General features: G+C 43.1%; 21 protein-coding genes. 16 read left to right on the top strand and 5 right to left on the bottom strand.

All coding sequences use genetic code 11. The features are described 5' to 3' along the window. Positions 1–11: 11 nt before the first annotated feature. On the bottom strand, positions 12–1,613 hold the full coding sequence (locus tag DFR59_RS16020) for a copper resistance CopC/CopD family protein (protein WP_114746673.1): 1,602 nt from the start codon (positions 1,611–1,613) through the stop codon (positions 12–14). 276 nt (positions 1,614–1,889) lie between these two features. On the opposite strand from DFR59_RS16020, the gene DFR59_RS16015 reads away from it, so the two are divergent. Beyond that, the gene (locus tag DFR59_RS16015; protein WP_114746672.1) at positions 1,890–2,324 is read left to right on the top strand and encodes a ferritin-like domain-containing protein; all 435 of its coding nucleotides are present in this window, start codon (positions 1,890–1,892) and stop codon (positions 2,322–2,324) included. Between the two features lie 45 nt (positions 2,325–2,369). Here DFR59_RS16015 and DFR59_RS16010 read toward each other — a convergent pair whose 3' ends face one another. Next, positions 2,370–3,122, bottom strand: a complete 753-nt coding sequence (locus DFR59_RS16010; protein WP_114746671.1) for an MBL fold metallo-hydrolase — start codon at positions 3,120–3,122, stop codon at positions 2,370–2,372. 285 nt (positions 3,123–3,407) lie between these two features. Between DFR59_RS16010 and DFR59_RS16005 the strand changes: the two genes are divergently transcribed. Genes DFR59_RS16005 through DFR59_RS15985 form a run of 5 tightly spaced genes read left to right on the top strand, consistent with a single transcriptional unit; the run spans position 3,408 to position 7,739 of the window. Further along, positions 3,408–3,950, top strand: a complete 543-nt coding sequence (locus tag DFR59_RS16005; protein WP_114746670.1) for a helix-turn-helix domain-containing protein — start codon at positions 3,408–3,410, stop codon at positions 3,948–3,950. 19 nt (positions 3,951–3,969) lie between these two features. Continuing rightward, the gene (locus tag DFR59_RS16000) at positions 3,970–5,070 is read left to right on the top strand and encodes an ABC transporter ATP-binding protein (RefSeq protein WP_114746669.1); all 1,101 of its coding nucleotides are present in this window, start codon (positions 3,970–3,972) and stop codon (positions 5,068–5,070) included. Further along, positions 5,067–5,864 (top strand): ABC transporter permease, encoded by a 798-nt coding sequence (locus DFR59_RS15995; RefSeq protein ID WP_114746668.1) that lies wholly within the window; start codon positions 5,067–5,069, stop codon positions 5,862–5,864. Before DFR59_RS16000 ends, DFR59_RS15995 begins: the two co-directional genes overlap by 4 nt. Before the next feature lies 1 nt (position 5,865). Then, a complete protein-coding gene (locus tag DFR59_RS15990) occupies positions 5,866–6,669 on the top strand; it encodes an ABC transporter permease (protein WP_114746667.1) in 804 nt (267 codons plus the stop codon). Beyond that, complete coding sequence (locus tag DFR59_RS15985) at positions 6,666–7,739, top strand: ABC transporter substrate-binding protein (protein ID WP_114746666.1); 1,074 nt, start codon at positions 6,666–6,668, stop codon at positions 7,737–7,739. Before DFR59_RS15990 ends, DFR59_RS15985 begins: the two co-directional genes overlap by 4 nt. Positions 7,740–7,817: 78 nt before the next feature. On the opposite strand, the gene DFR59_RS15980 is transcribed toward DFR59_RS15985, so the two are convergent. After that, positions 7,818–8,009 carry a hypothetical protein gene (locus tag DFR59_RS15980; protein ID WP_114746665.1) on the bottom strand — a complete coding sequence of 64 codons (192 nt, stop codon included), beginning with the start codon at positions 8,007–8,009 and terminating at the stop codon, positions 7,818–7,820. 199 nt (positions 8,010–8,208) lie between these two features. Here DFR59_RS15980 and DFR59_RS20425 point away from each other — a divergent pair, with 199 nt between their 5' ends. Together DFR59_RS20425 and DFR59_RS15970 are read left to right on the top strand one after the other, a co-directional pair. Beyond that, complete coding sequence (locus DFR59_RS20425) at positions 8,209–10,209, top strand: PAS domain S-box protein (RefSeq protein WP_114746664.1); 2,001 nt, start codon at positions 8,209–8,211, stop codon at positions 10,207–10,209. Next, positions 10,107–11,525, top strand: a complete 1,419-nt coding sequence (locus tag DFR59_RS15970) for an EAL domain-containing protein (protein WP_281269370.1) — start codon at positions 10,107–10,109, stop codon at positions 11,523–11,525. The genes DFR59_RS20425 and DFR59_RS15970 overlap by 103 nt, the downstream gene beginning before the upstream one ends. A gap of 49 nt (positions 11,526–11,574) precedes the next feature. Here DFR59_RS15970 and DFR59_RS15965 read toward each other — a convergent pair whose 3' ends face one another. Beyond that, positions 11,575–12,786 (bottom strand): MFS transporter, encoded by a 1,212-nt coding sequence (locus DFR59_RS15965; protein ID WP_114746662.1) that lies wholly within the window; start codon positions 12,784–12,786, stop codon positions 11,575–11,577. A gap of 198 nt (positions 12,787–12,984) precedes the next feature. Further along, positions 12,985–13,716, bottom strand: coding sequence for a CPBP family intramembrane glutamic endopeptidase (locus DFR59_RS15960; protein WP_158538420.1), 732 nt, complete (start codon positions 13,714–13,716; stop codon positions 12,985–12,987). 129 nt (positions 13,717–13,845) lie between these two features. Here DFR59_RS15960 and DFR59_RS15955 point away from each other — a divergent pair, with 129 nt between their 5' ends. The 8 genes from DFR59_RS15955 (at position 13,846) to DFR59_RS15920 (ending at position 21,639) form a co-directional block, all read left to right on the top strand. Then, positions 13,846–15,231 (top strand): L-cystine transporter, encoded by a 1,386-nt coding sequence (locus DFR59_RS15955; RefSeq protein WP_114746660.1) that lies wholly within the window; start codon positions 13,846–13,848, stop codon positions 15,229–15,231. 136 nt (positions 15,232–15,367) lie between these two features. After that, the gene (locus tag DFR59_RS15950; RefSeq protein ID WP_158538419.1) at positions 15,368–16,321 is read left to right on the top strand and encodes an ABC transporter permease subunit; all 954 of its coding nucleotides are present in this window, start codon (positions 15,368–15,370) and stop codon (positions 16,319–16,321) included. Further along, positions 16,318–17,223, top strand: coding sequence for an ABC transporter permease subunit (locus DFR59_RS15945; RefSeq protein ID WP_158538418.1), 906 nt, complete (start codon positions 16,318–16,320; stop codon positions 17,221–17,223). The genes DFR59_RS15950 and DFR59_RS15945 overlap by 4 nt, the downstream gene beginning before the upstream one ends. Before the next feature lie 236 nt (positions 17,224–17,459). Then, positions 17,460–17,609, top strand: a complete 150-nt coding sequence (locus tag DFR59_RS20130) for an Lmo0850 family protein (protein WP_158538417.1) — start codon at positions 17,460–17,462, stop codon at positions 17,607–17,609. Positions 17,610–17,698: 89 nt separating this feature from the next. Further along, positions 17,699–17,983 carry a hypothetical protein gene (locus DFR59_RS15940; RefSeq protein WP_245948503.1) on the top strand — a complete coding sequence of 95 codons (285 nt, stop codon included), beginning with the start codon at positions 17,699–17,701 and terminating at the stop codon, positions 17,981–17,983. Between the two features lie 806 nt (positions 17,984–18,789). Continuing rightward, the gene (locus DFR59_RS15930) at positions 18,790–19,692 is read left to right on the top strand and encodes a diacylglycerol/lipid kinase family protein (RefSeq protein ID WP_114746656.1); all 903 of its coding nucleotides are present in this window, start codon (positions 18,790–18,792) and stop codon (positions 19,690–19,692) included. Positions 19,693–19,904: 212 nt separating this feature from the next. Continuing rightward, entirely contained in the window at positions 19,905–20,894 is a 990-nt protein-coding gene (locus tag DFR59_RS15925) for an ABC transporter ATP-binding protein (RefSeq protein WP_114746655.1), read from the top strand. Then, positions 20,866–21,639 carry an ABC transporter permease gene (locus DFR59_RS15920; RefSeq protein WP_114746654.1) on the top strand — a complete coding sequence of 258 codons (774 nt, stop codon included), beginning with the start codon at positions 20,866–20,868 and terminating at the stop codon, positions 21,637–21,639. The genes DFR59_RS15925 and DFR59_RS15920 overlap by 29 nt, the downstream gene beginning before the upstream one ends. Positions 21,640–21,681 lie beyond the last annotated feature (42 nt).

Raw genomic sequence — 21,681 nt, 5'->3', positions numbered from 1 at the left:
ATTACCTGCTTTCATTGAGTATTTATTTCATAAAGAGTGAACTCTTTTTTGAAAACGGAATAGTTGTCCTTGCTGTCGTAAACGATGATTTCCATCTGCCAATCCCCAGGTGCTGGGAAGTAAATCCCGTCAGCACTATAGAGGAATGAGTTTCCTGTATTTTTATCAGATTTTAGCGGGACCTGGATAGGTTCCGTTTCTTCTTTTCCTAACGGCTTCAAGACTAGTTGGACATCATTTGGATTTCGCCCGTCGGGAGTATCTATCTTCACTTGGATGTGGCTGCTTATCCCCGGCTGTGCAGGTGCAGCATTTGTAGAAACCTTAAAGCCATTTTGGGTGCTTGCCCACTCTATCGGTTTATTTTCTGGAAGAGGGCTTGTGTATGTAAGTCCCCCAACGATGGCAGTGATGAGAATCATGAGCGTCAGATCTGCCCAGAACCATTTGCGGAAGCCATTCTCTTGAATCGTGGCCACTTTCTTGCGCAAGACGGCCCCGATTATAAGGACAACGCATGCTAAGCCGATTTTTGACAGCAAGAGGATTCCCCATAAATCTTTAGTGAGATAAGAGGTATCTCCTGCGAGCATCAAAGTCAGGATTCCGCCTGTTAAAAACAGAAGGATCATGCTTGCTAACGCACCTTGAGAAAAACGTGGAATGAATTTCTTCGCTTGTTCGCGGTGGCTTTTCCAGAAAATCAGGATATAGAATAGTCCGCCTGTCCAGATGGCTGCTGAACCTAAGTGGACAATATCAAAAGTGATGCCAAATATTTTTGGGACAGTTGTATTCGCGTGTCCGTTTACCCCTTCAAGTGCCAAAAGGGAAAGGATCCAGAAGCCGTCAAACCATTTTGATTTTCCGCCAATCCATAATCCTGCAATGCTGATGATAAGTGACAGTCCCCAAGTGATTCCAAATGCTGTACCAGTAAAGAAAGGAATGAGGTTGTTCACATTCAGGGAGTGTCCGGATAACAGTACATCGGCATTTGGCCCGATTCCGATGATGATCATCATGTATAAATAAAACCATTTCATGCGCATCAGCCATTTTTTTTCGTTTGGCATTGTTATGAATGAATCAGGTGAAATTATCCGCCATGCAAGCCATCCGGTAAGCAGGAGGAGGCTTACGTAATAAATGGAGCGGAAAAACCAGACGAGCCCGAATGGACTGGAGCTTCCGGTGCTGCCTAGAATCTGTGATTTGTCGGAATCCGAAAGAGGCTTCCCGATAGAAAATACATAGGTTGAGCCAACAGGGTGTCCATCCTGGGAGGTGGCCCTATATGTCACTGAGTAGACACCATTCTTCAATGGAGGCAGCTTGAGTGACATTTGGTGATGGTTTTTGCTCAGCAATGCCTTGCTGGAATCTGCTTCTTTCCCATTTGAGTCCTTCACTTTAATTTCATATAAGCTGCTTTCTAGCCGTTCATTGAACGTAAGAATAATTTGATCTGGTGCTGTTTTTAGCGTGCTGTTTTCAGATGGTGAAGCAGACAGCAGTACAGCGTGGGCATCGGCTGATTTTGGAGTCAATAAGTTGAAGATGACCAAAAGGCTTAAAAGCAATAACCATAACCGGCCCTTATGTATCCTCATAGAAACCACCTCCCATTAGTAGTTAATTTTTAACTGATTTTCACATTTTCAAACTTAAGTATAGTGGGTATTTTCTTTTATAACGCGAAAGGTTGTGAACGATTGGTAGCGAAATGTTGAACATTTTATAACAATGACTAACAAGATAACGATCGGAATCCTTTTTTGGATCACTGGTAAAAGCGTTACCCCAGATGAATTCCCTCAGTGGATGATTATTTTTTATTAGAACGGGTAAAGTACATATAGAATCGAAGAAGAAAGGAAGATGTATTCATGGATCAAAAAATGAAAGAGTTAATCGATGGTTTAAATGAGGATTTAGCAAACGAGTATGCTGCTTCCATTATGTATACATACAATGCAGCTGTAGTATCAGGTTTGTATCGTCAAACGCTGAAGCCTTTCTTTGAAAGTGAGATCAGCGATGAGCAGGGACATGCATTGTACTTGGCGGAAAAAATCAAAACATTGGGCGGATCACCGACAACGAAGCCTGCTGAAGTGAAGCAGTTGACAGATGTTAAGGAGATGCTTGAAGAAGCGCACCGTGCAGAGAAGGATACAATCGAACGCTATGAGAAGCGCAAGAAGCAGGCAGAAGAGCTTGGATTGACAGAACTGACTGTGAAACTTGACGATATGATCGCAGATGAAACAGGTCATATGGAAGAAATCGGCCGCATATTAAGCGATGCCCGTTTTAACTAAAATAGAACAGACGAAAACCCCCGTCGTGATTGGCGGGGGTTTTGTTTATTTTTGTTCAAGAATTTGTTTGATTCTATTATGGATATTTCCTTCGTACAGACCGCCGTGGTAGCAGATGACTTTGTCGATATCCAGTTCAAGCAGCTGCTTAAGCGAAAGCATGGCAGACTTCATATCAATTGTGACGGCCGGTGAAGGGCCTTGAAGTTCTCCATTCTCCACCACCATAGCATCACCGGCAATCAATGTCTTGCTTGCATGATGGAAAAGGCTGATGTGTCCGGGAGTATGTCCCGGGGTAGCGAGGACGGTCAATCCGCCTCCAATATCAAGCACCTCTCCTTTCGTTATAACGCGGTCGACAGGAGCTTTCGGCGGATTTTTCAAAATAGAAATAAATGATTGTTTCCATTGCTCGGGAATATCTGAAGGGAGACTTGCTTCCACTTTAGATATAGCCTCATCCGTAATCTTCAGTAATCGTTTATCCCCTTGGATATAAGGCTGTTCCACGCTGCTGGCTAATACCTTTATAGCTCTTTCTGCTTCATCAAGAAGAGCGGAAAGACTGCCAATATGGTCAATATCTTGATGGGTAATGAGGATAGTGGAAAGAGAATCCATCCGGACGCCTGCTTTTTCAAACGCTCCTTTAAAGAGTGGAAGCTGTCCAGGAAAACCCGTATCAATCAATAGAGCTTCATTGTCATCCCAAATCAATACAGGGTGAATCGTCTGTACAGCCCCCATCATTTCTGCGGATATTTCAAGCATTTCAATCCCATTTCCTATTTTCATATAAACGTTCGCCCCTTCCATCTTTCTACAAAATATAGAATAAAGAAAAAGGAGAATGCAGTCAATAGTAAAATATTTAATTATAACATAAAATTATTTATTTGTCAATATTATATTTCGTCACTTTTTCTTAAAAATTCCCACATAAAATCCATAAAAAATTGTTGGAAATCAAAATCAACTTTTGTATAATGAACTAGCATTTATATTAAACATAAAGTTTCGTAATAATAAACTTTCTTCACTTTGAGTTTACTTATTTTAAACAGTGAGAGAGGTACTGACATGAAAATAGGGAAGAAAATTAAAAACTTAAGGGTGAAAAAAGGGCTTACCCAAGAGGAACTGGGGGAAAGGACCGATTTGAGCAAGGGGTATATTTCGCAGCTTGAAAGAGACCTCAGTTCACCGTCCATTGATACGTTCTTTAGTATTTTGGAAGTGCTGGGCTGTTCTCCAAAGGACTTCTTTGATGAAGATGTAGCGGATCAAAAAGTCGTTTACCACGAAGAAGATCAAACTGAGTATTGGGATGATGAAAAAGGCTATCGAATTCAATGGCTTGTGCCGGAATCCAATGAAAAGGAAATGGAGCCCATCATTTTAACACTCCAGGACAATGGGGAATTTAAAGCTTTTCCTCCTTCTTTATCGGAAACATTTGCCTACGTGCTTGAGGGGAAGATCTCCGTTCGGGTCGGGAATACATTCTTTCATGCCAAACAGGGTGAATCGATTTATTATCTGGCCTCTGATGAGCACCAATTCATTAATGCCCATCATGGGACCTCAAAAGTTTTAATTGCCGCAACACAATCTTATTTATAACTTTAGGGAGTGGGAATGAGTGGAAGAGCAGACGATTATTCGTTTTGAAAATGTGACAAAGAAATTTGATGAAACAACTGTATTGAGAGATGTCAGCTTTGAAATAGAAAAAGGGAAATTCCATACACTCCTCGGACCTTCAGGGTGTGGGAAAACAACTATTTTACGTTTAATTGCAGGATTTATGGAGCCTACTGAAGGAACGATCTATATCAATGGCAAAAAAGTAAATCAATTGCCGGCTAACAAAAGACAGGTCAATACTGTGTTCCAGGACTATGCACTGTTTCCTCATTTAAATGTATTTGAAAATGTTGCATTCGGACTTCGCATCAAGAAAATGAAGAATGCACAGATTCAGGAAAAAGTCCGTGAAGCGCTTCGCTTCGTCAACTTGGAAGGCTATGAAACAAGAGAAATCAATGAAATGTCCGGCGGGCAGAGACAGCGTGTCGCGATTGCCCGTGCCATTGTAAACGAGCCGGAAGTAATCCTTTTGGATGAACCGCTGTCAGCACTGGATTTGAAGCTGCGTACGGAAATGCAGTATGAATTGAGGGAGCTGCAGCGCAGACTCGGCATCACGTTCATCTTCGTCACGCATGATCAGGAAGAGGCCCTTGCGATGTCGGATGAAATCTTTGTTATGAATGAAGGGGTCATTCAGCAAAGCGGTACACCTATCGATATCTACGATGAGCCGATCAACCGTTTTGTGGCTGATTTCATTGGGGAGTCGAATATCGTTTCTGGGAAAATGGTGAATGACTACCTTGTTGAGTTCGTCGGGAAGCAATTCGAATGTGTGGACAAGGGGCTTCAGGCAAACGAATCGATTGAAATCGTCATCCGCCCGGAAGATTTAGAGATCACAAAACCGGAACAAGGCAAGCTTGAAGTACGTGTGGATTCTCAATTGTTCCGCGGCGTTCACTACGAAATCTGCGGGTTCGATGATGCCGGCAATGAGTGGCTTGTCCATTCAACGAAAAAAGCGGTTGTCGGTACGAAGATCGGACTATATTTCGAACCTGAAGCCATCCACGTTATGCGATTCAATGAATCAGAAGAGGACTTTGACAGACGCCTTGAAGGCTATCAAGAAGGAGCCTCAAAATGAGCAAAACGAGAAACGTCTATCTGATTCCTTATGTATTCTGGATTATATTGTTTGTCGCAGCTCCGATCCTATTGATTGTCTATTATTCCTTCTTCAACATCGAAGGGGATTTTAGCTTCGAAAACTATCAAAAATTCTTTACGCCTGTTTATATGAAAATGACGATAAGCTCCTTTTGGTATGCATTTTTAATTACTGCCTTTTCCCTGTTGATTGCGTACCCGGCTGCCTATATCCTGACAAAGACGAAGCATAAGCAGCTATGGCTTCTATTGATCATTCTTCCATCTTGGATCAACTTGCTGTTAAAGGCATATGCATTCATCGGGATATTCGGAACATATGGAGCGGCGAATGCGTTTTTGGAAGCTGTTGGAATCGGCACAAAACAAATTTTGTTCACTGATTTCAGTTTCATTTTTGTTTCGGTCTATATTTTTATACCGTTTATGATTTTACCAATCTATAACGCACTTGAAGAAATGAATCCATCCTTAATCTCTGCATCACGGGATTTAGGGGCAAGTGCATGGACGACGTTCAAGAAAGTGATATTCCCGCTGACGCTTGATGGAGTCAAATCAGGATGCCAGGCAGTATTCATTCCGGCCCTTTCTCTTTTCATGCTCACAAGGCTTATTGCCGGCAACCGGGTCATCACTCTCGGTACCGCAATTGAGCAGCATTTCCTTGTGACAATGGATTGGGGAATGGGTTCCACAATCGCGGTGTTCCTGATTATTATCATGGTTGTCATCATGGTCATCACAGGCAGCAGAAAGAGAGGGCTGTAGAATGAGAAAAAACGGAAAACTTGCAAACGTCTATCTGGCAGCGGTCTTTATCATTTTATACGCCCCGATCTTTTATCTGATGTATTATTCCTTCAACAGCGGGGGAACCATGCATGATTTCAAAGGTTTCACATGGGAATGGTACAAAGAAGTCTTTCATGATACACGTTTGTTCATCATTGTACTTAATACATTGATCATTGCTCTGTTGTCGGCTGCGATTTCTACCATCTTGGGTGTCATCGGGGCAATTGCAATTGCCAATGTGAAAAAGAATCAAACGAAAAATACGCTATTATCTTTTAACAATGTCTTGATTGTCAGCCCCGATGTCATTATCGGAGCATCTTTTCTAATCCTATTTACGATGATCGGCCTGAAGCTTGGATTCATGTCTGTCCTCCTTTCACATATTGCTTTCAGCGTTCCGATTGTCGTCATCATGGTCCTGCCGAAACTGCAGGAAATGAGCTCATCCTTGATCGATGCAGCAAAGGATCTCGGCGCGAGCCGCTGGGATGTCCTGTCAAAGGTCATTTTGCCTTACATCACTCCTGGGATCTTCGCAGGATTCTTCATGGCATTGACCTACTCCCTGGACGATTTTGCTGTCACATTCTTTGTGACCGGAAATGGATTCTCTACCTTGTCGGTTGAAATCTATTCCATGGCACGCCAAGGAATCTCATTGACAATCAATGCGTTGTCGACGCTGATCTTCTTGTTCACGATGATATTGGTCGTGGGCTACTACTTCATTAATCAGCGGAATATGAAAGCGGGAAGAATGGGGGTTAGAAAATGAAGCAGCTGATGCGTGTATTTATAGCGATCCTCCTCATTTCCGGCGCACTCATTCTGCTCGTCGATAAATTGAATTCTTCTGAAGGATACGGCGGCAAAAATACATTGACGATCTACAACTGGGGAGACTATATCGACCCGGATTTGATTAAAGAATTTGAGAAGGAATCGGGAATGAAGGTCATTTACCAGACATTTGATTCCAATGAAGCAATGATGACTAAAATCCAGCAGGGTGGGACCACTTACGATGTAGCCGTCCCTTCTGAATATGCGATTGAAAAAATGAATGGAGAGCATCTGCTTCTGCCGATCGACAAGTCCAAACTGCCAAACTTGAAATACATCAATCCTAAGTTCATGGACCTGTCTTTCGATCCGGATAATAAATATTCTGTTCCTTACTTCTGGGGAACGGTCGGGATTGTCTACAATCCTGATATGCTGGGGGGCAAGAAAATCACTTCCTGGAATGACTTGTGGGATAAGGATCTCAAGAACCAAATCCTGCTCGTGGATGGAGCCCGCGAAGTCATGGGGATGGGACTTAACAGCCTTCACTACTCCTTGAATGATACAAATGAAAAGCATCTGCAAGAAGCAAAACACAAGCTTGATAAGCTGACACCGAATATCAAAGCCATTGTCGGAGATGAAATAAAGATGCTCCTGGCTAACGAAGAAGCGGCCGTTGGCGTTGTTTGGTCCGGCGACGCAGCCGAGATCATGTATGAAAATGATAAACTGGACTACGTGCTCCCGAAGGAAGGGACAAATCTTTGGTTTGACAATATGGTCATTCCGAAGACAGCCAAAAATGTGAAAGGAGCGCATGAGTTTATCAACTTCATGCTCGATCCGAAGCACGCAGCGCAAAATGCGGACTACGTCGGATACTCCACGCCAAACGCGAAGGCATTAACATACCTTCCAAAAGATGTCTCCTCGGATACACGCTTCTATCCAACAGACGACATGACCGACAAACTGGAAGTCTACGAAAACCTCGGAAAGAAAATGCTCGCTCACTACAACGAGCTGTTCCTTGAGTTTAAGATGCATGGTAAGTAGAAAAGCGGAAACTAGACAAACAAAAAAAGGATCGCCGGGTAAGCTCGCTAATCAGAGCGCCCCGCCGATCCTTATTTTTTAATCTTCTTTCAGTTCATATCGATCCAGTTCAAAATGATCCAGGAATTCCTGGTAGGCTTCCATTTTCCCATCGATCTTGATTCGCTCCTCGCTGCTGAGGCCGTCCTCCTTCACCTTATCCTCGAACTCTTTCATTTTCGTCTTTAAATAGGAAGCAACATAGGTTTCGCTGAATGTCGTATTAAACATGGAATCACCTCAATTAGTTATTTCTAGACTATTCCCTTTACTGGAATAATCAAACAAATTAAGTCAAATGTAATATATTACTAGGATTTATATTCCAAGTTTCGACATTTTTTGCTATGATTCATATAATATGATTGATTTATAGGTATTAATCACCAGGGTTCAAGAGGGACGATAATCATGCAAAGGAAGATGAACGATGAAAATTTCTGCTTTTTTTTCAAGACAAAAAGAAGATTCAATGGAATCAGCTAATCTTCCAAGCCTTAGCATCAATGATAAAAAGGTATATGAAGCATTGTTCAACAATCATATTGATTTGACTTTCATCTTGGATCGGGACGGAACGATTTTAAATATTAACGAAGCCACTTCTAAGACAACCGGGTACAGTAAAAAGGACATGATCGGCGAAAGTTTTATCCCTTTCGTCGTAGAAGAGTATCTGGATACTTCCATGGAGCTTTTCAATCGTGTCCTTAAAGGGAAAACGCAGAACTCCATATTTGCCATCAAAGCAAAAAGCGGAGATCCGATTTTGGTCAATTGCATCACCATCCCCATTACGGACGAAGGGGAAGTGGTTGGAGCGATTGGAATCTCGAAAAATATTACAGAAGAAGAAAACTTGAAAAAAGAGCTCGACTTGAATGAACAGAAGTATCGATCATTATTTGAAAATCATCCGGATGCCGTCTATTTATTAGGGTTGGATGGTGCTTTTGTCGACTGCAATGACTCTTTATGCCGATTCCTCGGCTATTCGAGGGAAGAATTGGCCTATTCATTCCACAGCCTGGTAGCGGAAGAGTATCTCGACTATACGAATGAATGCTTTGCTAAAGCTGCTGAAGGGTCGCCACAGAATTATAATTCAGTCGGAATCCATAAAAACGGGCAGAGGGTTGCCGTCAACATTACAAACATTCCGATGATGATGGACGGGAAAATCGTCGGGGTATTTGGAATTGCCAAGGATATCACAAGATCAAGAGCGCAGGAAGAAGCACTTCACAAAGTCCAAGACAGCCTTGTACATGCCCAGAAGATGGCGAACATCGGCAGCTGGGACTACGATTATGAAGCAAATGAAGCTTATTGGTCCCTTCAAATGTATAAGATTTTTGGAATGAACCCCCATGCAGAGTTTAAGGCTTCCTATGAAACATACTTGGAATTCATCCATCCTTCAGACCGGATGAGATTCATCAGCATCTTTCAGCAGGCGATAAAAAACCGTAAAAGCTTCAGCATTGAGTATAAAATCATCCGAATGGACGATGAAGTCAGGATTGTCCATCAGCAGTCGGATATCCTTTTGAAGCCCTCCGGCGAGATTTCAAGAATCATCGGAACCATCCATGATATCACTGAGCGCAGATATGCGGAGAAAAAGCTGGTGGAAAGCGAAAAGCAATTCCGCAATATCTACAACAATCTGGATGTGGCCATATGGTCAATCGATATCCTGGAACCTAGGGTCTTATTCTGTTCAAAGGGTGTTGAGAACATATTTGGCTATCCTGCGAGCTATTTCGAAGAATGCATCGAACAGTTGATGAATGCAATTTATCCTGAGGATTTCCTTGCCATAAAAAATGAATTTAAACAGATGAAACAAGGGAAGACCGTAAAGAAACAGTGTCGAATCTTTCATTCGACCGGCGAAATCAGATGGATAGAAGCGAGCATCATCCCGATCATTGAAGAGGGACAGTTCCTAAGAATTGATGGAATCACGACGGATATTACAGAACAAAAAAGAAACCAGGAAGTCATGAATCATTTGGCCCACCACGACTATCTGACGGATCTTCCGAATAGAAGGAAGTTCGATGAGGAATTGAAGCTGCTGATTGAGGAGTGCCCTTCTTTTGCGATTCTCTATTTAGACTTAGACAGGTTCAAGCATATCAACGACACGTTGGGACATACCATCGGGGACGAACTTTTGATAGAAGTGGCCAATAGATTGAGGACCCATTCGAATCAGCAAATGTTTATATCGAGAATGGCCGGAGATGAGTTTTCCGTCCTCCTGAAAGAGCCAGAGGATTTAGATGACGCAATCAAGGCGGGTTGGTCCATAGGGAAGCCATCCAGGAGCCTTACTTTATACAGGACTATGAACTTCATGTCACCACCAGCATCGGAATCAGCCAGTACCCAGAGGACGGCAATGACGCTGATTCCATTCTGAAACATGCCGATGCGGCGCTATACCACGCGAAGCAGCTAGGGAAAAATACCGTACAGGTCTATCATTCTTCCATGAACGTGGAATCCTTTAAACAGTACTCCCTTGAAAAGGATATGAGGACGGCCCTCCAGGAAAATCAATTCTTCCTGCACTATCAGCCCCGTGTGGAAACCACAACAGGGAAGATCGTTGCAGCAGAGGCGCTGATCAGGTGGAGCCACCCGGAATGGGGCATCATATCACCGGGAGAATTCATCCCGCTTGCTGAGGAATCTGGTTTGATTATTGATATTGGGGACTGGGTTCTTGATGAGGTCTGTGCACAGCTGTCAAAATGGCAGGAAGAAGGAATACAAATTGTACCGGTATCTGTCAATGTGTCAGCAAATCGGTTCCTGCGCAATAATTTGACCGAGGCCATCCAAGCGACGTTGGAAAAATATCAAATTGACTCAAGCTTCATTGAAATAGAGATTACCGAAAGCACCATGATCCAATATCATGATGCCGTATTCCGGACCTTGGAGCAGCTGAGAGATTTGGGAATCAAGCTTGTATTGGATGACTTCGGCACAGGGTATTCGTCGTTGACATATTTAAAGAAGTTTAAATTCGATACCTTGAAAATCGACCGCTCCTTTATTCAAAACCTGGATACTAATCCGGAAGACCAGGCGATTGCGGCTAACCTCATTAATTTGGCCCATGCCTTGAATATGAATGTAGTAGCTGAAGGGGTAGAGCAGATAAGCCACCTCGAAAGAATGAAGAAAAAGCAATGTGATCAAATACAGGGATTCCTATTCAGCAGGCCGGTAGATCATAAGGAATTTGCAGAGAAACTTAAGAAAAAAATCATCAAACCGGTTGTTGAAAAACAGAAGAACCTTAATAAATCCAAGCGAAAGTTTTTCCGGGTGTCGTTTCAATATCCGCTTGCTGCCAATATGACCATCATTGAAATCAACCATAAAAAGGTGCGGTTGGGTACAACGGAGATATTGATTGAAAATATTGGGCCAGGCGGGCTTCGGTTTGCTTCTTCTATTAATCTACCGGTTCGAAATGATATCATTCTAGCCATAGAGGCTGAAATATTTGGACACACCGTCCGCTTCAAAGGGACCATCGTGTGGTCTGAGGACTTGCATCAAGGGGTTTGCCGCTACGGATTTGAGTTTCAATTGGATGAAAAAGATAGAGAAAAGCTCTTGCCTCTTTTGAACCATCTTCAAATCCAGTTGAGGAAGAATCCGCTGATTCCGGATTGCAGCTTTGTCGAAACAAGTGCAGAGGAACATTTTGCTGCTAAATAACACGAAAAAAAGGACTGTACCGCATATATAAGCGGGCAGTCCTTTCGTTTTAAGATATAGCTTTTTTACTCAATGACCTCTGTGCAGCAGCACGAATCGGAAGCAGGGTTCCAATCAAAGTGATGGCAGCACAGGCGAAGAAAAGCTTTGGCAATCCCATGACAGCCAATCCGGTCAGGGAACCGAATATCACCAAATCGCAGACGGAATCAAGGATTGACAGCAGGGATATGGTGGTAGCCCTGACTTCTGACGGAATCAAATCATTGCTGAGCTGCGCGTAAATTGGATAGCGCACGGCCCTGACGAATGTCAGTAGAAAAAAAGCACCGAGCGCAGTCCATAAAATATCACCGAGAGAAGCTGCCAGTACGAGGCCGCCTACTGCAAGAAGCCCTGTCGCGTTCATTAAAAATACGCGTGAAAAGCGCTTGGTCATTAAATGAATGGATCTCGAAGCGAAAAATCCCATCAAAGCCGATAGGGCATACATGACGCCAATCCATTCAACAGGGAGGCCAGCATCCTTTAGAAATGGCTGATCAAAGTTTTTAAACACTGCTCCAGCCGGAATGAAAACAAGTGTCACGTTTAAAAACATCACAAGAAGCTGCGGAGCCTTTTTGATGGCTTTCATTCCTTCAGCGACTTGTGTGAAAGGATTCTCCCGGTAATGAAGGTGATCGGATGGGTTTTTCAAGAAGAACAGAAAGATCACCTCAACTACCTGAAAGCATAACCCTAGAGCAATCAGAAGGATGAATTGTTCATTCTGCAAATCCCTTGCCATGTAAGACCCAAATAGTACGGCTGCAATCATGGAGATGAAACCGGCTGATTGAATTTTTCCCATGGCAGAATCCATAAGGTTTTGTTCATCTGACTTTTTCAATGACTCGTAAATCAGAGCCTCATCGGCCCCTGAGAAGAACGTGACGGAAATCCCGTTTATGGCGCTGTATAAACAGAACAGCCCAATATTATCCGCAAAGAAGAGGATCGATATGCTTGCCATTTTCACAAAAGCGCCAGTGATAAATGAGGCCTTTGGACCAAATCTGTCAGCGAAAACGCCTGTCGGTACTTCCCCGAGCAAGACACCGCCGCTCCAAAACATCAATACGACCAAAATGTTTGCTTCCGTCAATCCTCTTTCCATATAAAAAAGGGTCAATACCGGCTGTATAAAACTGATCGTCCCAAAGAATTGGGACCAAAATAAAATGTTGATATTATGCGATGCGAGAGTATGCTTTTTCAATGTATTCTCCAACTTTCTCAAATTAATCCGATACGTAAAAGATTTTGAGAAACCGGAGTGTTTTAGGATCGATTAGATTTTAGCCACTCCAGTTTCAAGAATGGATAGTGTTTTTTGCATAAGTATTTCCTCCAATAAAATGTAAGTTTAATAACAAAAGAATTATAGCATGTGTGGAATATAAAGATAATCTAAAATTTATAAATATTGCGACAGAAATAGAACTGCTGCGTTGTTTACCATGTGAAAAAGGATTCCGGGTGTGATGGAGCCGGTTTTCTTAAAGAGGTACGAAAGAAGGAGGCCTGCGAAAAAAGCAGAAATGACGACTCCGAGTGAATAGAAATGGGCGATTCCGAATAGAAGGCTGGATAAGATGCTGCTCGTTAAATAAGAATATTTAGATTGAAAAAATGTCAGGATGACTCCACGGAAAATGAACTCCTCATAAATAGGGACGAACAGGGAAGTCGCTAAGAATGTGAGGATAATCAATCCGGGGTGCATATCCCAAACCTGCGCCAGACTCAACTCATTCAGCTGATCCTTTGCTGAGGAAGGGAAAAAGTAATCAATCAGGAAGCCCATAAGATAGGTTGCAATCATTAATCCGAAGATGAGCAGGTACGTTTTTTTCATCCGGAGAGGCTTGAGCGATAATACCGGCCGAATCAGTTTCTTCATAGGACCATAGAATAGCAGGAACAGACATGCCCCAAGCATTTGAAATAAAGAAATGGCAGCCGTTTGAAGACGGTCAAGGGCATAGGCGGATAGGCCATCTATTCCAGGCAGGAGCCATTTTCCGCTTGTAAAAAGAATTTCAGCCAATAAAGAAGAAGCGATCGGGACTAATAGGAATGAAAAAATGATGCCCCATATCAAATGTCTCCATTTGAAAGAATCATAGGAAATGCTGTTTTTTCTCATCTTTTTTCCCCTTCCCTGTGTGTGGTAATTCCCCTTATTTTTGTTCATCCGGAAGTTTTTCTCACACCTGCGCATATACATTCAATACAGAAGGCATGGCTTTCTGAAAACACGCAGGAGGGATGAACGATGAACGAATGGTTTGTGGTACTCAACATCTTGGCCTTTCTGATTCTTGCCGGCGTCCTGGTCTATATGCAGAGGAAGCGGATTTCTTTTTCAAAAAGGGTCTTCACTGCACTGGGGCTGGGTCTTGTATTTGGTTTTGTCCTTCATTGGATTTACGGCAAAACATCTGATGAACTCTCGCTTTCCATGGATTGGTACAATGTGGTCGGATACGGATATGTAAAGCTGCTGCAAATGGTCACGATGCCTCTTGTCTTCATTTCTATTCTTTCTGCTTTTACAAAACTGAAGCTGACGAAAAATCTCGGAAGGATCGCGGGTCTGATTTTGCTGCTGCTGATCGGCACGACAGCTGTCTCTGCAGCCGTCGGAATCAGCACTGCATTCGGATTTAATCTTGAAGCAGTCCAGATACACGGAGGGGATGCGGAGCAGCTAAGAGGACAGCAGCTTGAACAAACGTATACCCAAATTCAGGATCAAAGCTTTCCGAGTAAAGTCCTTCAGCTTCTGCCGGCCAATCCTTTCCTTGATTTCACTGGCCAGAGACCGACTTCAACGATTGCTGTCGTAATCTTTGCGGCGATTATCGGCCTTGCTTATTTAGGGGTCAAACGGAAAGAGCCTGCCCAGGCAGACCAATTCAAGGGTCTGGTCGATTCCATCTATTCTATAGTTATGAGGGTTGTCACGCTTGTATTACGCCTGACTCCGTACGGGGTGCTGGCCATCATGACAAAGGCTGTTGCAACAAGCGATTTTGATGCCATTGTTAAACTGGGCAAATTCGTCATCGCTTCATATGTCGCGCTGCTCGTTGTCTTTATCATCCATTTAATTTTGTTGAGTCTATTTGGCTTAAATCCATTCACTTACGTAAAGAAAGTTCTCCCGGTCCTTACATTTGCCTTCACGTCCAGATCGAGTGCGGGTACACTTCCGTTGAATATAAGTACGCAGACAAAGCACCTTGGTGTTTCTGAAGGAATTGCCAACCTGTCGGGTTCATTCGGATTGACGATCGGCCAAAATGGCTGTGCAGGGATATATCCGGCGATGCTTGCCGTCATGATAGCCCCGACCGTCGGCATCGATCCGTTTACACCATCCTTCATCTTTACTGTAATAGCCGTAGTGGCTGTCAGCTCATTCGGTGTCGCGGGCGTGGGAGGAGGAGCGACGTTCGCTGCCATCCTCGTCCTGTCTGCCTTAAACCTGCCTGTTGCGCTGGCGGGGCTTTTGATCTCGATCGAACCGCTGATCGATATGGGGCGGACTGCACTTAATGTCAGCGGGGCCATGACATCAGGAGTCATTACAAGCAAAGTCAACAATGAACTCGACCTGGATGTCTACAATGGAGCCGCAGAAGAAGTTGGAATATAAATCGACAAAAGTCGGGTCGTGCCTGTCACGACCCGACTTTTGTCTAATAAATAGAAAAATACGAAAATTAGTTCTTTTTAAAATTGATTTCTGTTATTCTGGTAATATCTTGAAAGAGAGGGCAGGGGGAGCGGGTTTGATTTATATAAAGAAAATAGGGGTTCAGCTTTTTTTGTGGCTGGTTACCACATGCTTGTTCCTGTTGATTGTATTCATGCCGACAGAGGCTGTTTATAAGACAGGGCAGGGAGGACAGTTCATTTCAGCTGACTATCACTACACGATTGCACAGCACATACAAAATATAGAGAATTTTTTTCAATACATAAAAGAACATAATGGATTGGGGGATTACAATCCATCGGAAACGCTATTCCACCATATCAAAGATAAAGTGAAGAAAAGCTTGCTGGTCGTCATCCCGGCATTGATTGCCGGGTATTTTCTAGGCGTAGCAAAAGGGGTATTGGATTTCCGGTTGAAGGGCAAGAAGAATGGCTTTCTCGGAAATGGGACTACTTGGTTCTTTTTATCCCTTCCGGATTTGTTTGTCATCATTTTTCTTCAAATCGGGTTGATGTACCTTTACAGCAAAGGTCTGTTTTTCCACGTCGACCTGTTTGGGAGCGATAAATTTGAAAACTTTGTAATGGCCACAATTTTCCTGGCTATCTACCCGATTTTCTATGTCGCAAATATCACAAATACAAGTTTAAGTGATGAACAGGGAATGGATTATATTCGAACAGCCAAATCCAAGGGGATTTCCAGCACTAAGATTTTGTACGTCCATATATTGAAGAATTCAGCCTCCAAGATCCTGACACATTCCAATACGATTACACTCTATGTGTTATCAAATCTATTTATAGTGGAAAAACTGACTGACTTCAGAGGGGCAGCTTATTACTTCTTTGAATCCGTCAGGAGAGGATCAAGCTTCCAAGTGGGCGGGAGTATGGAGGTTAATGTCATTTCCGCAGTAGGATTTACTTTGTTCTTTACAATCATTATCTTCCTATCCAATTTGATTGCCCAACTATGCAAGGCGATGGTCGACCCTGTGGAAGAAAAGGGGGAATCGATATGAATCGGTCGCTCGCTGCAGGCTGCATATTACTGATCATGCTCATCATCACGGCCATTGCTGCTCCGTATCTTCCTTTTGTGGATACTTCATTGAAGGAGCATGTCATGATGAAACAAGAAGATGGAAGCTTTTCTCTGCCGCCTTATGAGCCATCAAAGCAATTTCCGATAGGCTCGGACCAAAAGGGCGTCGATCTTTTGAGCAGGCTCCTGCTTGGAACGAAAGAAACGCTTTTGACGGTATTGGGCATTGCAATAATGAGATACATACTGGCTATCCCGCTCGGGGTGGGGAGCTTTTACTTTAAGCCGGCAAGATACTTGCTGAACATCTGGAACCGCCTATTCTCTTATATGCCGCCAATCTTTTTCCTGGCGCTTCTATTGGGCATCCCATTCATCGTATTCTCAGAAGATAGGACGCTCTGGTTTATGATTGTCATTGCCTTGGTCGATGTCGGCAGGGTTGCAGACATCTTTTACAAGACACTCGTGGGAATTTCCAAAAAGCCATATGTGGAATCAGGAGTGGTTTCCGGATGCTCCAATTGGAAGATGCTCCGGACATATTACTGGCCGCCGCTTCAGCCACATGTGTTGATCCAGTTCTTTTCTGATATCGGCCGCATTCTATTTTTAATCGCTCAGCTTGGCGTTGTAAGGATTTACATCAGCCTCAAATTTGTTTCCCAGCTCGGGGGAGGCTATGATGCGGTGAATACGTCTAATGCTTGGCCGACATTCTTTATCAATATCCTTGAACATATTTGGTCCCATGCTTGGATTCCATTTACCGGCGTCATCGCCATTGCAGTAACTATTTTTACATTTTCGCTCATCAGCAGCGGCCTTCAGCAATTCTTTGACCGGAAGTTTAAGAGATACCAAGGGATGGATTTATAATAAATTTAGACTGCTTTAAGAAAAATTTAATATTCATCTGGGATGATAGTGACAGAAGATATCTCAGCCTATTAAAAAAATAGTTTAAAAATTTGAAACCTTATAGCGTTTAACCCGTAATAAAGTAGGGAAGAGATAATCATGAAATAAGTCGGAAATATCTATATTCATTGTCTAGTATTTTAGGTAAAATAAAACTATGTCATTGGACATCAAAATTGAAGAGGTGGTCTTTCTTGAAAAGAGATCATGATCAAGTAAAACGCGTGATTTCCCAGCTTGGAAAAATCGGTGTGAAAATTTCAAAAACAAAATCTAGACTGGAATTAAGAAAATCTTTAGATGAGATGAAGCGAATCCCAAGCTTCGCTGAACCGAATTCTTGATTCATTCGACAGAGCCCGAAATCTTAGGAGCTCTGTTTTTTCATATTTCTGCCCCTTTTGCGATATACATAGAATAGGGGGGATGGCCGGTGAATAAGAGCATGTTTGATTTAGAGACGCTGAAAGATATCAGAAGGCAGGCTGACGAGATTTCCTACATGTGCATGAGCAGACAGTTCTATGAGGATGAAAAAGTATTGAAGCAAGCGCTCGATCACATCTGCAGGACGCTCGGCATGTTTGCGGATATGGAAATCAAAAAGGTAAAAGGGGAGAATATATCCTATGACCCCGAATCCTACATCAAAGGAAGGATGGCGCTCGCTTATAATGCCATCATGAAAATCAATCAAGATGAAGAATATCCAGCATAATAATAATGGCTGCCCATATCCAAACGGGCAGTTTTTTCTTTTTTTCGAGTATAAGGTGTTCATGGAGGAAGAAACTGTCTTAAAAAGCACAATAACCACACTGATTCCCCTTAGATCAAACGCTTAATGCGCGGAAACTGGCGGTCTATGCGCCGCTTTGCTTCTCTTATGCGCCGGAATCCACCGGCTATGCGCGAAAGAACGTTGCTCATGCGCCAGAACCGGTTCCCTATGCGCCACCGGCTATATACCATGAAAAAAGAGTGCAAGTTTCTATAGAAATCCCACCGCGGAAAAAGAGAAAAAGAGACAATTTGATGGAGAACCTCATTTGGACTATCCCATTCTTCATTTTGGAGGGTGAAAATAGGAGAAAGTGCTATAAAAGTATCAATCAGGGATGCTGGAGGCGCGAAAGCACAGGGAAATGGAGGGGATCTGGGTTCGTGCGCCAGCCCTATGCGCGGAAACTGGCGGTCTATGCGTCGCCGGTCTTCTCTTATGCGCGGAAACATGGCGTCAATGCGCCAAAAAATAGTGTTCATGCGCGAAAAACCCCAGTCTATGCGCCAGCGCCCACAGCCCCGCTCCCGCTATACCCCGTAAGCCTGAATGATTCATATAACAGCACCATTTGACAAAAGTCGGGGGGTGACAGGCAACTTTTAGCCAGGCACCCGCCCCCTTTCAGTCACCATTCAGCAAGCACCTATTAGCAGTTCTTTCTTTTTAGCGTTAATTTGAAGTTTGTGCATACTGCAAAACGGAAACAGTAATAAAAACGAGAGTTTAGAGGAGAAGCGAGTATGCCAGAATTCAAAAAAGGATTACTCATTTACAATGGGAATGCAGGAAATCGGGATTTAGCCAAAAATCTGCAGCAGGCAGTACCAATATTAGCGGAGCATTTAGATGAATTAACGCTGATGAAAACGAAAGAGCCGGGAGATGGGGAGCGGATTTGCCGCGAGTTCGGCAGCCGGTATGATGTCCTTTTCATTATGGGAGGGGACGGGACGGTCCATGAATGTATTAATGGGGTAGCTGAACTTGAAACGCCACCGGTGGTCGGGGTGCTCCCCGGCGGGACATGCAATGACTTCAGCCGGTTATTAAAGATTCCACAGGATCTTGGTGCAGCGGCAGAACTCGCTGCATCCGGAAAGGTAGTCCAAATGGATATCGGAAGTGTAAATGACCGCTATTTCTCGAATTTTTGGGGAATCGGCCTAATCAGTGATACATCCGAAAATATAAACGCTTCATCAAAGAATCTGCTGGGAAAAATCAGCTATTATATCAGTGCGATTCAAACAGTAAAAGAAGCCAGTCCTTTTTCATTTACCTTGACGTACGATGGACAGATTTTAGAGGATGAAGCCGTCATGATATTAGTAGCGAATGGCTGTTTTATCGGAACCAACCGAGTGCCGCTGAAGAAAATCTGTGCAGATGACGGCCTTTTGGATATCCTTGTAATCCGGAATGCCGGATTTGCTCTATTTAAAAGTTTGATTACACAGGAAGAACCCACGGATATGGATCTGGAGGAATCGGATATTATTCATCTGCAGGCAAAGGAAATCTCTGTGGAAACAGACAAACCGATGAAAGCAGACATGGACGGGGAAGTCTACGATGGAACACCGGCAAAGATATCAATCCTTCCCAAAAAGATCCCTTTTATCATGGGGGAATTCCCCTACTGAATCTAATTGAAAAAGCCTCCACCTGCAAAAGCATCCTAGCTGCTGCAGGTGGAGGCTTTTTTGTCTAGAATACGAAGTCTTGAACGGAAATCAACAGCGGTAGTACACAACAGCTTAGACTATAAAAGGAAAACAAATCAGCCTCTGGATGGAAAACATTGGAGAGGAGTTTGGTTATAATAAAGTCAGAAGATTCAAATTAAGGAGGAGCTATGGAAAAACTTATTGATATCAAAGGGGTAAAGAAATGGTATAAGAAAAAGAAATCCAACGAGCTGATTGAAGCAGTAAAAGGAATTTCTTTTCAGGTAGACCGGGGAGAAGTGGTGGGGCTGCTAGGTCCGAATGGAGCAGGGAAGACCACCTTGATTAAAATGATGTGCGGACTTTTGATTCCGAATGAGGGTTCAGTAACTATCAATGGATTCGACATAAAATCCCAAAGATTGAAGGCACTCCGTCATATCAGTGTCGTTTTAGAGGGAAACCGGAACCTGTATTGGCGTCTAACGGTGAGGGAAAACCTCGAATATTTCTCGGGAAATCGAGGAATGTCGAAAAAAGCGGTTTCTCAAAAAGTGGATGAATTATTGGAGCGTTTCAATTTGACAAATAAATCCCATGAGCAGGTTAATACTCTATCAAGGGGTATGCAGCAAAAGCTTTCCATTGCAGTTGCTCTATTAGCAGACACGGATATTATTTTCCTGGATGAACCGACCCTCGGATTGGATATTGAAACAAGCTATGAAATCAGGAAGCTGCTAACGGAAATCGCCAAAAAGGAGAATAAGACGATTCTGCTCAGCTCCCATGACATGCCGGTTGTACAGGAAATCTGTGAACGGGTCGTCATCATTAATGGGGGAGAAGTGGTGACGGATGAAAAAGTCCAGAACCTGCTGGAGTTGTTTGATACAAAAGCTTATAGCTTCACTCTTACAAAAGCGCTCAATAAACAGCAGCTGGCAGTCCTTAATCATAACTTTTTAGCGAATATGAGCCAAGAAGAAAACGGAGAAACTAAGTTGGAAGTAACGATTTCCCATAGCGAGGAATTTTATCAGGTAATTGACTTATTGAAGGAATTCCATGCTTCCATTGAAAAAATTGATCGTGCGTCCATCGACTTTGAAAAAGTATTTATGAAGATCGTGAAAGGAGAGCCGGAGAATGAAGTCACTTTATCTGCTACAAGCTAATTTCAGACGGGAAGCGATTCTTCTTAAACGCTATCTTCCGAATACAATCAGTATGATTATCACATTTTACTGCATTTTTTTAGCGATGTTTTTCGGAATCAAAATTGTGGGGGATCCAGGTTCAGTCGATACGAATGTCCAATATGTCATCGTCAACTACATCTTCTGGTATATTGCCATGATGGCGATGCAGGATATCGGCTGGGTGATTTCAAACGAGGCATCTCTTGGTACTCTCGAACAGATGTATATGTCTCCTATGGGAGCCTGGCGCATCTTGTTTGCCCGAATCGTTTCTTCAACCGTTTTACAGCTGATCATCATCAGCTTGTTGCTCTATGTTTCCATGGCCACGACAAATACTTGGCTGAATATCGATATTCTTTCGATTGCTCCAATTCTCATTTTGACGCTCTTAAGCATGTATGGGATCAGCTTCATGATTGCAGGAATGGCGATTATCTTTAAACAAATCCAGGCATTTTTGCAAATTCTTCAATTTGTTTTCATGGGATTGACCTTCCTGCCATTGAGTGTCGCTCCATATCTTGCGGCCGCGCCATTTGTAAAAGGGGTGGATATGGTGAGAACCATCATGGTAAAGGGAGTCTCGTTGCAGTCCTTTACAGCCATAGACTTTCTCATACTTGGGGTGAATGCACTCGTATATTTAAGTCTCGGCCTATGGGTTTTCAAGAAATGTGAAGAGATTGCCATGAAAAAAGGTATACTGGGACAGCACTAATAATGAAAACATACCCGTAGCTCCTCGTTTGCTGGAAGCCTC

It is taken from the genome of Falsibacillus pallidus (assembly GCF_003350505.1).
Taxonomy (GTDB): Bacteria; Bacillota; Bacilli; order Bacillales; family DSM-25281; genus Falsibacillus; species Falsibacillus pallidus.
The sequence above is the reverse complement of the archived record's forward strand: the minus strand, read 5'-3'. Positions and strand labels throughout refer to the sequence as shown.